This is a genomic window from Pseudomonas parafulva (assembly GCF_002021815.1).
GTDB lineage: Bacteria > Pseudomonadota > Gammaproteobacteria > Pseudomonadales > Pseudomonadaceae > Aquipseudomonas > Aquipseudomonas parafulva_B.
The window spans coordinates 4,534,562-4,547,121 of record NZ_CP019952.1; the positions used below are offsets into that span (position 1 = coordinate 4,534,562).

At 61.3% G+C, this 12,560-nt stretch carries 11 protein-coding genes; 4 read left to right on the top strand and 7 right to left on the bottom strand.

The annotated features are described in order from the left end of the window. Positions 1–94 precede the first annotated feature (94 nt). The gene (locus B2J77_RS20505; RefSeq protein ID WP_058638193.1) at positions 95–1,078 is read left to right on the top strand and encodes an NADPH:quinone oxidoreductase family protein; all 984 of its coding nucleotides are present in this window, start codon (positions 95–97) and stop codon (positions 1,076–1,078) included. On the opposite strand, the gene B2J77_RS20510 is transcribed toward B2J77_RS20505, so the two are convergent. The 5 genes from B2J77_RS20510 to trxA all read right to left on the bottom strand — a co-directional run bounded on the left by B2J77_RS20510 (position 1,079) and on the right by trxA (position 6,413). Continuing rightward, positions 1,079–1,729 (bottom strand): gamma-glutamylcyclotransferase, encoded by a 651-nt coding sequence (locus B2J77_RS20510; protein WP_058602821.1) that lies wholly within the window; start codon positions 1,727–1,729, stop codon positions 1,079–1,081. Positions 1,730–1,994: 265 nt separating this feature from the next. Then, the gene (locus B2J77_RS20515; protein ID WP_058638194.1) at positions 1,995–2,963 is read right to left on the bottom strand and encodes a CDP-6-deoxy-delta-3,4-glucoseen reductase; all 969 of its coding nucleotides are present in this window, start codon (positions 2,961–2,963) and stop codon (positions 1,995–1,997) included. After that, positions 2,963–4,429, bottom strand: a complete 1,467-nt coding sequence (gene ubiD, locus B2J77_RS20520; RefSeq protein ID WP_023532812.1) for a 4-hydroxy-3-polyprenylbenzoate decarboxylase — start codon at positions 4,427–4,429, stop codon at positions 2,963–2,965. The genes B2J77_RS20515 and ubiD overlap by 1 nt, the downstream gene beginning before the upstream one ends. A 172-nt stretch (positions 4,430–4,601) precedes the next feature. Continuing rightward, the gene (gene rho / locus B2J77_RS20525) at positions 4,602–5,861 is read right to left on the bottom strand and encodes a transcription termination factor Rho (RefSeq protein ID WP_023532437.1); all 1,260 of its coding nucleotides are present in this window, start codon (positions 5,859–5,861) and stop codon (positions 4,602–4,604) included. A 225-nt stretch (positions 5,862–6,086) separates the two neighbouring features. After that, positions 6,087–6,413 carry a thioredoxin TrxA gene (gene trxA / locus B2J77_RS20530; protein ID WP_058602819.1) on the bottom strand — a complete coding sequence of 109 codons (327 nt, stop codon included), beginning with the start codon at positions 6,411–6,413 and terminating at the stop codon, positions 6,087–6,089. A gap of 256 nt (positions 6,414–6,669) precedes the next feature. On the opposite strand from trxA, the gene ppx reads away from it, so the two are divergent. Next, positions 6,670–8,172, top strand: coding sequence for an exopolyphosphatase (gene ppx / locus B2J77_RS20535; protein ID WP_058638203.1), 1,503 nt, complete (start codon positions 6,670–6,672; stop codon positions 8,170–8,172). On the opposite strand, the gene ppk1 is transcribed toward ppx, so the two are convergent. Next, a complete protein-coding gene (gene ppk1 / locus B2J77_RS20540; protein ID WP_078479333.1) occupies positions 8,159–10,402 on the bottom strand; it encodes a polyphosphate kinase 1 in 2,244 nt (747 codons plus the stop codon). The two genes, ppx and ppk1, sit on opposite strands and share 14 nt — an antisense overlap. 213 nt (positions 10,403–10,615) lie before the next feature. Here ppk1 and B2J77_RS20545 point away from each other — a divergent pair, with 213 nt between their 5' ends. Beyond that, positions 10,616–11,200 carry a DedA family protein gene (locus B2J77_RS20545; RefSeq protein WP_023532679.1) on the top strand — a complete coding sequence of 195 codons (585 nt, stop codon included), beginning with the start codon at positions 10,616–10,618 and terminating at the stop codon, positions 11,198–11,200. Between the two features lie 101 nt (positions 11,201–11,301). Then, positions 11,302–11,961, top strand: coding sequence for an isoprenoid biosynthesis glyoxalase ElbB (gene elbB, locus B2J77_RS20550; RefSeq protein ID WP_058638195.1), 660 nt, complete (start codon positions 11,302–11,304; stop codon positions 11,959–11,961). 54 nt (positions 11,962–12,015) lie between these two features. On the opposite strand, the gene B2J77_RS20555 is transcribed toward elbB, so the two are convergent. Further along, the gene (locus tag B2J77_RS20555) at positions 12,016–12,468 is read right to left on the bottom strand and encodes a YaiI/YqxD family protein (protein ID WP_058638196.1); all 453 of its coding nucleotides are present in this window, start codon (positions 12,466–12,468) and stop codon (positions 12,016–12,018) included. Positions 12,469–12,560 lie beyond the last annotated feature (92 nt).

Sequence of the window (12,560 nt, forward strand, 5' to 3'; positions counted from 1 at the left end):
CTTATGCCGGCCCATCAGGACAAGCCATGCTCGTTGACCCGACTGGCGGCCCTCCTACACTTATCGGCCATTACCCGCAAAGGAATAGGCCACGATGAAAGCGCTGCTATGCAAGCACCTGGGCCCGGCCCGCGAACTGGTCCTGGAAGACGTGCCCAGCCCAACGCCCAAACCCAACGAAGTGCTGTTGAACGTGCAGGCGGCTGGGGTCAACTTTCCCGATACCTTGATCATAGAAGGTAAATACCAGTTTCAGCCGCCCTTGCCCTTCTCACCGGGTGGAGAGGCCGCGGGCACGGTCGCAGCCGTCGGCGCCAAGGTGGGCGCCTTCAAGGTGGGTGACCGGGTCATGGCACTGACCGGCTGGGGTGCTTTTGCCGAGCAAGTGGCAGTGCCCGCCTCCAACGTAATGCCCGTGCCAGCCAGCATGGACTTCATCACCGCCGCCGCATTCGGCATGACCTACGGCACCTCGATGCACGCCTTGCACCAGCGCGGTCGATTGCAAACCGGCGAGACCTTGCTGGTATTGGGCGCGTCCGGCGGGGTGGGCCTGGCGGCGGTCGAGATCGGCAAAGCCATGGGGGCGCGGGTCATCGCGGCTGCCAGCAGTGCGCAAAAGCTCGCGGTGGCCCGTGCCGCTGGGGCCGATGACCTGATCGACTACAGCCAGGACAATCTGCGCGAGGCCATCAAGCGCCTGACCGATGGCAAAGGTGTGGATGTGATTTACGATCCGGTGGGCGGCGAACTGTTCGAGCACGCCGTGAGGGGCCTGGCGTGGAACGGTAGGTTGTTGGTAGTGGGTTTTGCCAGCGGCACCATTCCCCAATTGGCAGCCAACCTTGTGCTGCTCAAGGGGGCGGCGGTACTGGGCGTCTTCTGGGGCGCGTTTGCCCAGCGCCAACCCGAGGATAACGCGGCCAACTTCAAGCAGCTGTTTGCCTGGCACGCGCAGGGCAAATTGAAGCCTCTCGTTTCACAGACATACGCCCTGGCCGACGCGGGTGCGGCCATCGAAACGCTGGGCCAGCGCCAGGCGGTCGGCAAGCTGGTGGTGGTGCCGCCGCGTGCGTGATCACCGTTCGCGCAGATCGTGACAGCGCCTGAAGCGCGCTTCCAGGTTGCGATCAGGCATATGGTGGCTGCGCAGGGCATGAAGGGTCTGCTCGACGTAATCGCGCGTGGTGCCATAACGCCCTTTGGCGCTGGCCAGTATGTGGCTGAGCACGTTATCCGGCAGATTGCCCGCGTAGCAAGGCAGGTGCCGCTCCAACACGAAACCCAGGGCCTGCACCCTGCTGCCATCGTCGAGTCGACAGTTGAGCCAGTGGGGGCGGTAGGCGGGGTAAGGCATTTCGCGTTGCCACAGGGCTCGCAGCGATGCATCGAGTGTCGCGTCATCCAGCCTGTAGGCAAAGCCGCTGCACGAGCCGCCTCGATCCAGGCCAAACACCAAACCTGGGGTTTCGGGCGTGCCACGGTGCTCGTGCGACCACAGGTACAAGCCCCGGTGGTAACCGTGCACCCGCGCACGTCGACGCTCCACCGCGCTGCACTCGGGCCGCCAGATCAAAGAGCCATAGGCAAACAGCCACACCGGCCCGCCCTGGTGACGGGACATGGCGGCTTGCATGGAGTGATGCAATTGCTCGTGGGTCAGTTGCTGACCAAAATCGAGCGAAGGGGGGTATGTGACTTGCCAGGATGACCGTTCGAGCGCCGACATAAGCTGCCGCTATGATTCCCTGTTAACAAAGCATGTAACGTGACCGAGCCTGATGCGTTGTCACTGCGTCGTTGACCAGAACCCTCAGGCAAGTCATTCACGGCAGTCGCGCCAGGCGGTGTATAAGCTAAGTCAGGGCAAGGGGCTGAACAAGTGCATGCAGTGATTTTCACGTCAGGCGCCGACGACCGGCCGTGCAGCGCGTTACCTGCTTACGGGGTGGCGCGGGCAGCCACAGGGGCGCCACGCACCGCGATGGAATTCCTCAGCCGCGAGGCGCGTAGGCGAACACGTCCGCACGCATGCGGTGCGCATCCATGCCAGCGTCCACCAGTGCATCGAGCGTTGCGTAGATCATGTTCGGCGAGCCACTGGCGTACACATGAACGCTGTTGAGGTCGGGGATGTCCTCGCAAACCGCTTCGTGCAGCATCCCGCAACGGCCTTCCCAGCCGCACAGGTCGCTAACCACCTGGTGCAGGTACAGGTTAGGCAAACTCAGCCACTGATCCCAATGCTCGATCTGGTAGAAGTCTTCCGGGCGTCGTACGCCCCAGTACAAGTGAACAGGGTGCTTGAAGCCCTGAGCGCGGCAGTGCTCCACAAGGCTGTGCATCTGGCCCATGCCGGTACCGGCGGCGATAAGCACCAATGGCCCGTCCGGCAGTTCGGCCAGGTGGGTATCGCCAAAGGGCATTTCGATGCGAGCCAGGCGATCGCGCTGCAATTGCTCGATCAACTGCACGGCACTGGGCTCGCGCGCCAGTACATGCAATTCAAGCTCGCGTCCGGAATGGGGAGCGCAAGCCAGCGAAAAAGCGGCCGGCTTACCCGCTTCGCGTTCGATCATCAAATACTGCCCAGCATGGTAGCGCGGCGGCTTGCCCGCAGGGGCCAACAGCCGCACGCGCCAGACGTCGCCACCCACTTCACGGCATTCACTGACCGTGCAGGTCAGCTTGCGCACCGGCAGCTCGCCCAGGGCGAGCACGCCGTCCCACAGCAGGATGCAATCCTCGAGCGGCTCGGCGATGCAGGTGAACAATTCGCCATGGTCCCGGACTTCTCCGTTCTGGCGCACGCTGCCTTCGACCAGCAATGCAGCGCAGACATGGCAGTTGCCATTACGGCAGCTGTTGGGGCAGTCATAACCCAGCCGACGCGCACCTTCCAGGATCCGTTCCCCGGGCTCTAGCGTCAGCACTGCTCCGGACGGCTGCAACGTTACCTGCATCAATCTATTCCCAACTGATCCCACAGCTCATCGATACGCCGGGTGACGGCTTCGTCCTTGACGATGACTCGCCCCCACTCGCGTGTAGTTTCGCCCGGCCACTTGTGCGTGGCATCCAGGCCCATTTTCGATCCCAGGCCCGACACCGGAGAGGCAAAATCCAGGTAGTCGATCGGCGTGTTGTCGATCATCACCGTATCACGCTTGGGGTCCATGCGTGTGGTGATGGCCCAGATCACGTCGTTCCAGTCGCGGGCGTTGATGTCGTCGTCGGTCACGATAACGAACTTGGTGTACATGAACTGTCGCAGGAACGACCACACACCCAGCATCACGCGCTTGGCATGCCCTGGGTACTGCTTCTTCATGGTCACCACCGCCATGCGGTAGGAGCACCCCTCTGGCGGCAGGTAGAAATCGACGATTTCCGGGAACTGCTTCTGCAGGATCGGCACGAACACTTCGTTCAGCGCCACCCCGAGAATGGCCGGCTCATCCGGCGGCCGGCCGGTGTAGGTGCTGTGATAGATCGGCTTTTGCCGATGGGTGATGCGCTCGACGGTGAACACCGGGAAACTGTCCACTTCGTTGTAGTACCCGGTATGGTCCCCATACGGGCCTTCAGGCGCCATCTCGCCCGGGTGAATGACCCCTTCGAGGATGATCTCGGCCGTGGCCGGCACCTGCAGATTGCTGCCGCGGCACTTGACCAGCTCGGTGCGATTACCCCGCAACAGGCCCGCGAAGGCGTATTCGGAAAGCGTATCGGGAACCGGGGTCACTGCACCCAGGATAGTGGCAGGGTCTGCCCCCAACGCCACGGCCACTGGGAACGGCTGGCCAGGGTTTTTTTCACACCACTCACGGTAGTCCAGGGCGCCACCACGGTGGCTGAGCCATCGCATGATCACTTTGTTGCGACCAATCACCTGCTGCCGGTAGATACCCAGGTTCTGGCGGTCCTTGTTCGGACCGCGCGTTACGGTCAGGCCCCAGGTGATCAGCGGTGCCACATCGCCCGGCCAGCAATGCTGGATCGGCAATGCGCCAAGGTCCACGTCCTCTCCTTCGAGCACCACTTCCTGGCAAACGGCGTCCTTGACCACCTTGGGCGCCATCGACACCACTTTCTTGAAGATCGGCAGCTTGGACCAGGCGTCCTTGAGCCCTTTGGGAGGCTCAGGCTCTTTGAGAAAAGCCAGCAGCTTGCCGATCTCGCGCAGCTCATCGACCGACTCGGCACCCATGCCCATGGCCACCCGTTCAGGCGTACCGAACAGGTTGCCCAGTACGGGAATGTCGAAGCCGGTCGGCTTTTCGAACAACAGCGCAGGGCCTTTGGCACGCAGGGTGCGATCGCAGACCTCGGTCATTTCCAGCACTGGGGAGATCGGGACCTGGATGCGCTTGAGCTCGCCGCGCTGTTCCAGGCCACGAATGAAGTCGCGCAAGTCGCGATACTGCATGCATGAGCCTCGTGTTGGCCGTATCGATCGGGGGTTCAGAGTGTAGCGCCGTTCAGCGTGCAATGGTCAAAACTGATCAGGGCCGCTTCGCGTCCCATCGCAGCCGGTCCGGGGCACCGGACCGACTGCGATGGGCTGCGAAGCGGCCCCGTTCGATTCAGACCTGAAACGCTTACTTGCGCTTCATCGACAGGAAGAACTCGTCGTTGGTCTTGGTCTGCTTGAGCTTGTCGACCAGGAACTCGATGGCAGCGATCTCGTCCATCGGGTGCAACAGCTTGCGCAGGATCCACATGCGTTGCAGTTCGTCGTCAGCGGTCAGCAGCTCTTCGCGGCGAGTACCCGAACGGTTGATGTTGATGGCGGGGAACACACGCTTTTCAGCGATACGACGGTCCAGGGGCAGCTCCATGTTACCGGTGCCCTTGAATTCCTCGTAGATCACCTCGTCCATCTTCGAACCGGTTTCGACCAGCGCGGTGGCGATGATGGTCAGCGAGCCGCCTTCCTCGATGTTACGGGCGGCCCCGAAGAAGCGCTTGGGCTTTTCCAGGGCGTGGGCGTCGACACCACCGGTCAGCACTTTGCCCGAGCTTGGAATGACCGTGTTGTAGGCGCGTGCCAAGCGGGTGATGGAGTCGAGCAGGATGACCACGTCCTTCTTGTGCTCGACCAGGCGCTTGGCCTTCTCGATGACCATTTCGGCCACTTGCACGTGACGGGTTGGCGGCTCGTCGAAGGTAGAGGCAACCACTTCGCCGCGTACGGTACGCTGCATCTCGGTCACTTCTTCCGGGCGCTCGTCGATCAGCAGAACGATCAGGTGGCACTCAGGGTTGTTACGGGTGATGTTGGCTGCGATGTTCTGCAGCATGATGGTCTTGCCCGCCTTGGGCGGGGCGACGATCAGGCCACGCTGGCCCTTGCCGATCGGGGCGCACAGGTCGATGACACGGCCGGTCAGGTCTTCGGTGGAGCCGTTGCCAGCCTCCATCTTCAGGCGCTTGTTGGGGAACAGCGGCGTCAGGTTTTCGAACAGGATCTTGTTCTTGGCGTTTTCCGGCCGGTCGAAGTTGATGGTATCGACCTTCAACAGGGCGAAGTAACGCTCCCCTTCCTTCGGCGGGCGGATCTTGCCAACGATGGTATCGCCGGTACGCAGGTTGAAGCGGCGGATCTGGCTAGGCGAAACGTAGATATCGTCAGGGCCGGCCAGGTAGGACGCATCAGCAGAACGCAGGAAACCGAAGCCATCCTGGAGAATCTCCAGCACGCCGTCACCCGAGATCTCTTCGCCGCTTTTCGCATGCTTTTTCAGCAGGGAGAAAATCACGTCCTGTTTGCGCGAACGGGCCATGTTCTCGATGCCCATTTGTTCGGCCATTTCCAAAAGATCGGTAATCGGCTTTTGCTTGAGTTCAGTCAGGTTCATAAGGGGAATGACGTAATCATGTAAGAAGGGAGAATTAAGCTTCTGGCTTAATGAAGCCGCGCCGCTAGATGGCGAAAGGATCGCGTACTGATTCGAATTGGGGATGCTTCGGCGACGGCATGTAGAGGGCACTGAAGAAGCAGTGCGAGGCCGAATGTAACACTTGCTTTTTTGTGCGTCTAGTGCTCTGGAAAAGAAAAGCCCCGCATTTGCGGGGCTTTTTCATCACAGGTGGGCGTCGAGAAACGCTGCCAGCTGCGATTTGGACAAGGCGCCGACCTTGGTAGCTTCGACGTTGCCGTTCTTGAACAGCATCAGCGTCGGGATACCACGCACGCCGTGCTTGGCTGGGGTTTCCTGGTTTTCGTCGATGTTCAGCTTGGCAACGACCAGCTTGCCTTCGTACGTAGTGGCGATGTCGTCCAGAACCGGAGCGATCATCTTGCACGGGCCGCACCATTCAGCCCAGTAGTCGACCAACACCGGGCCTTGAGCCTGAAGCACTTCGGCATCGAAGGTGGCGTCGGTGACGTGTTTGATTTTGTCGCTCATGGAAATCTCCAAGGTCGTAAGCACGGAAAACGTTGCCCATCATAGCCGCCCCCGCGGTCGACAGGAAGCCGCAGACGATTGAGTGTAACTATAGTTGTGCAAGAGCACTCGAATCGAAACTGTCACATCGCCGTCATCCAATCGAATGGCATATTGCCGTATATCAAGCTCACCGCGCAGGCCAGGTGCCACGCGTTGGCGACCAGCCTGCTATCGTGGCACGATTGCCAGGTTAATGACCGAGAACTTCCAGATCATGCCGCATACCACCGCGAAGAACCTGTCCCTGATAGCCGCCATCGACCTTGGCTCCAACAGCTTCCACATGGTCGTGGCCAAGGCCCACCACACCGAAATCCGCATTCTCGAGCGGCAGGGCGAGAAGGTACAGCTGGCCGCCGGCATCGATGAGGAGCGCAAGCTCAGTGAAGAAGCCATGGAGCGCGGCCTTGAGTGCCTCAAGCGCTTCGCTCAGCTGATCAACGGCATGCCCGCAGGCTCGGTGCGCATCGTCGGCACAAACGCCTTGCGTGAAGCGCGCAACCGCAACATCTTCATCCAGCGTGCCGAAGCCATCCTTGGCCACCCGGTGGAAGTCATTTCAGGCCGCGAAGAGGCCCGCCTGATCTACCTGGGCGTTTCCCACACGCTGGCCGATACCCCAGGCAAGCGCCTGGTGGCGGACATCGGCGGCGGCAGCACCGAATTCATCATTGGCCAGCGCTTCGAGCCCCTGTTGCGCGAGAGCTTGCAGATGGGCTGCGTCAGCTTCACCCAGCGCTATTTCCGTGACGGCAAGATCACCCCGGCGCGATATGCACAGGCGTATACGGCCGCCCGGCTTGAGCTGATGAGCATCGAGCATGCCCTGCACCGCCTGACCTGGGATGAAGCCATCGGCTCGTCCGGCACTATTCGTGCCATCGGCGCCGCCATTAGGTCCGCAGGCCTGGGCAATGGTGAGGTGAATGCCGACGGGCTGGCCTGGGTCAAGCGCAAGCTGTTCAAGCTGGGCGAAGTCGACAGGATCGACTTCGATGGGGTCAAGCCGGATCGGCGCACCATCTTCCCGGCGGGCCTGGCCATCCTCGAAGCGATCTTCGATGCCCTGGAGCTGCAGCGCATGGACCACTGCGACGGTGCGCTGCGTGAAGGTGTGCTGTTCGATCTGCTTGGACGGCATCATCATGAGGACGTACGCGAGCGTACCCTCAACTCGCTGATGGAGCGCTACCACGTCGACCAAGGCCAGGCCGCCAGGGTCGAGCGCAAGGCACTGCATGCCTTCGACCAGGTGGCCGAGGCATGGGACCTGCAGGACGGCAACTGGCGCGACCTGCTGGGTTGGGCAGCCAAGGTCCACGAGATCGGCCTGGACATCGCCCACTATCATTACCACAAGCACGGCGCGTACCTGATCGAGCACTCCGACCTGGCAGGCTTCTCGCGCGAGGATCAGCAGATGATGGCCTTGCTGGTGCGCGGCCACCGCCGCAACATTCCCAAGGACCGTTATGCCGAACTGGGGGATGAAGGGGTCAAGCTGCTGCGCCTGTGCGTGCTGCTGCGCTTCGCCATCCTGTTCCACCATATCCGGGGCACGCAGCAGATGCCCAAAGTCGAGCTCAAGGCGGCCGACAACCGCCTGGAAGTGGTATTCCCGGAAGGTTGGCTCGAACAGAACCAGCTGACCCAGGCCGACTTCGCCAACGAGGCGGAGTGGCTGGCCCGGGTCGGCTTCGTCCTCAGCGTACGTTAAGGACCGGGTTGCTCAGGCGCTCCAGCAGGGTCGCCTGGGCACTGCGCGGGTTCTGGTTACCCGTTGGACTGCTGCGCACATAGCGCCCGTCTGGCTGAAGGGTCCAGGCGTGGGTGTTGTCGGTCAGGTACGCCTCCAGTTCCTTCTTCACCCGCAACAGCAGCTTCTTGCCCTCGACCGGGAAGCAGGTCTCGACCCGCTTGTCGAGGTTGCGCTCCATCCAGTCGGCACTGGAGAGGTAGATCTGCTCTTCACCGCCATTGAGGAAATAGAACACACGGGTGTGTTCCAGGAAGCGGCCGATGATCGAGCGCACCTGGATGTTATGTGAAACCCCTGGAATCCCTGGACGCAGGCAGCACATGCCACGCACGATCAAGTCGATCTTCACCCCCGATTGACTGGCCTTGTACAAGGCCTTGATGACCTTCGCATCGGTCAGCGAGTTGAATTTGGCGATGATATGCGCCGGCTTGCCGTCCAAGGCGAACTGGGTTTCGCGGGCGATCATGTCCAGCATGCCCTTTTTCAAGGTGAACGGCGCATGCATCAGTTTCTTCATGCGCAGGGTCTTGCCCATGCCGATCAACTGGCTGAACAGCTTGCCGACGTCTTCGGTGAGCGCATCGTCGGAGGTGAGCAGGCTGTAGTCGGTGTACAAACGGGCGTTGCCAGCGTGGTAGTTGCCGGTCCCCAGGTGCGCATAGCGTACGATCTCGCCCTGCTCGCGGCGCAGGATCAACATCATCTTGGCGTGCGTCTTGAAACCGACCACGCCATAGATCACCACCGCGCCTGCTGCTTGCAGGCGGCTTGCCATCTGCAGGTTGGACTCCTCGTCAAAGCGTGCGCGCAGTTCGATCACTGCGGTGACTTCCTTGCCGTTGCGCGCTGCATCGACCAGCGCATCGACGATTTCCGAGTTGGCGCCGGAGCGGTACAGCGTCTGGCGTACGGCCAGGACGTGCGGGTCCTTGGCCGCCTGGCGCAACAAGTCGATGACCGGCGTGAACGACTCGAAGGGGTGCATGAGCAGGATGTCCTGCTTGCTGATCACGCTGAAAACATTGTCGGCGTTCTGCAGCAACTTCGGGATGGCCGGGGTGAACGGCACATATTGAAGCTCGGGATGGCTGTCCAGCCCGGTAATGCTGAACAACCGCGTCAGGTTGACCGGCCCGTTGACCTGGTACAGCTCGCTTTCGCTCAGGCTGAACTGCTTGAGCAGGTAGTCCGACAGGTGCTTGGGGCACGTATCGGCGACTTCCAGGCGCACGGCATCGCCATAGCGGCGCGAGAACAGCTCGCCACGAAGCGCCCGGGCCAGGTCGTCGACTTCCTCGGAATCCAACGCCAGGTCGGCGTTGCGGGTCAGGCGGAACTGGTAGCACCCCTTGACCTTCATGCCCTGGAACAGGTCGTCTGCGTGGGCATGGATCATCGACGAAAGGAAGACATAGTTCGCACCGGTGCCACCCACTTCCTCAGGCACGCGAATGACCCGTGGCAGCAGCCGCGGTGCCGGAATGATGGCCAGACCTGAATCGCGGCCGAAGGCATCGACGCCTTCGAGCTCGACGATGAAGTTCAGGCTCTTGTTCACCAGCAACGGGAATGGGTGGGTAGGGTCCAGGCCGATCGGGGTGATGATGGGCGCGATCTCGTCGCGGAAGTAGCGACGCACCCATGTCTTGAGCTTAGGTGTCCAGTGACGACGACGAATGAATCGAATCTGGTGTTTTTCCAGCTCTGGCAGCAATACATCGTTGAGAATCGCGTACTGGCGATCGACCTCGATATGCACCAGTTCGCTGATGCGCGTGAGGGCCTGGTGCGGCTGCAAGCCGTCGGCGCCGGCCTGCTCGCGGGCGAAATTGATCTGTTTCTTAAGCCCAGCCACACGAATCTCGAAGAACTCGTCCAGGTTGCTCGAGAAAATCAGCAAGAACTTCAGGCGTTCGAGCAGCGGGTAGCTTTCATCCAGCGCCTGCTCCAGTACCCGGATGTTGAACTGCAGTTGGGACAGTTCGCGATGAATGTACAGGCTGGTATCGTCCAGGCCGGGCACGGCGATGGGCGGTGCCGGGGCCGGCGTGGGCGTCGCTGGCTCCGCTGCAGGCTCTACAGCGACCTGGGACCCGGGTGGCAGATCAGGCGGGGTCTGCACCAGCTCCTCTGGAAGCTCCTTGGCATCCTTGATCAAGACAGGGGGAAGCACTTCGTTATTCATCTGGCGGTCCTGAGGACGTTAACGCCCTATCATCAATTGAGCGGCAAGATAAGCGCCCATTATGACGCCTGTGTTACACGCCAGGGCAAGCCATGGCACACGGTTGCAGACATTGTGGTGGCGGGCACTGTTCACGTCGAGACACATTTGGACACTTTCCCGAACGCACGCGAAGGGGTAGGCTGCGCGTTCATTTCGCCAGCACCTCAGAAAATGCTCCAACAATTCCTGCAGGATTTCGGCTACTTTGCCCTTTTTCTAGGCACCTTCTTCGAAGGCGAGACCATTCTGGTCCTTGCAGGCTTTCTTGCGTTCCGCGATTACATGGACATCAAGCTGGTATGCCTGGTGGCATTCATGGGCAGCTATGCCGGTGATCAGCTGTGGTATTTCATGGGTCGTCGCCATGGACGCAAGATTCTGGCGCGCAAGCCCCGCTGGCAGGCAATGGGCGACCGCGCCCTGGGCCACATCCGTCGCCATCCCGATATCTGGGTGCTCAGCTTCCGCTTTGTTTACGGGCTTCGCACGGTAATGCCGGTCGCAATCGGCCTCTCGGGCTATCCGCCGCGGCGCTACCTGCTGCTCAACGGCATCGGGGCCGCGATCTGGGCCATCGCCCTGGGTGCTGCGGCCTATCATTTCGGCGCAATCCTCGAAGGCCTGCTGGGCAATATCAAGCGCTACGAACTGTGGGTACTCGGTGCCTTGCTGGTGCTTGGCGTAGGCCTGTGGCTGCACCGGCGCTTTCGTACGCTGCGGGCAGAGCGCCGGGCTGCGCGCGAGTCCCAGGACTGAACACCTGCACCGCGGCACACTCCAACAGACATGGACCATCCCGCACTGCGCCGCGCTGCCAGCCTGACGGGTATCAAGCGCTTCGACCTGGAGTAATGAGCATGACAAAAAAAGTGGCGGTGATTCTTTCTGGCTGTGGCGTTTATGACGGTGCAGAAATTCACGAAAGTGTGATCACCCTGCTGCGCCTGGACCAACGCGGCGCGCAGGTGCAGTGCTTTGCACCGAACATCGCGCAGATGCATGTCATCGACCACCTGACCGGCAACGAGATGCCCGAGTCGCGCAACGTGCTGGTGGAATCTGCCCGTATTGCGCGTGGCGATGTGAAAGACATCCGTGAGGCGCGCGTCGAGGACTTCGACGCGTTGATCGTTCCGGGCGGCTTTGGCGCAGCCAAGAACCTCTCGGACTTTGCCGTAAAAGGCGCAGACTGCACTGTCAATCCGGATGTCCTGGCGTTGGCCGAGGCGTTCGCCGCTGCCTGCAAGCCAGTTGGCCTGATCTGTATCTCGCCTGCACTGGCTGCCAAGATCTATGGCCCTGGCGTGGTCTGCACCATCGGTAACGACGCCGATACCGCTGAGGCCGTCGTCAAGATGGGCGGCACCCACGAAGAATGCGACGTGCACGACATCGTCGAGGACCCGCAGCGCAAACTGGTGACCACTCCCGCCTACATGTCGGCAAAGACCATCAGCGAAGCCGCTAGCGGGATCTACAAGCTGGTTGATCGCGTGCTGGAGCTGACCCACGAGTAAGCTCCGCTTGCCCGGCTGGAGCGCCTGACCGGGTGGTTGACGCTCTACTGGATATCAACGCACCGATAGCCGAGTGATAATCCGGTCCAGCGCATTGGCAAACGCCTGTTTTTCGCGATCCCCATAGGGCCCCTGCCCGCCGCCCGACTGGCCCTGTTCACGCAGTTCGGTGAACAGGTTGCGCGTAGCCAGGCGCTCGCCCATGTTGCGCTCGTCGAACTCGCGCCCGCGCGGGTCCAGCGCCGCTACGCCTTTCTTCACAAGCCGGTCGGCCAGCGGTACGTCGCTGCAGACGACCAACTCACCCGGCACGGCATGCTCGACGAGATAATCGTCGGCCGCATCCATGCCGCTGGGTACCACGATCAGTTGTACGATGCCGAATGCTGGCTTGGCCACCGCCTGACCCGCGACCATGACCACTTCGAACTTGCGCTTGAGGGCGAACTTGACGATCAGGTCCCTGGCGGCCTTTGGACACGCGTCGGCATCGATCCAAACACGCATGATTTACCTCACGTTGTCATTTAGCCAGCCATGATGCACTACCCCACAGGTTGCAGGAACTCGCGCAAATGGCCTCAGTACTCAATGAGCCT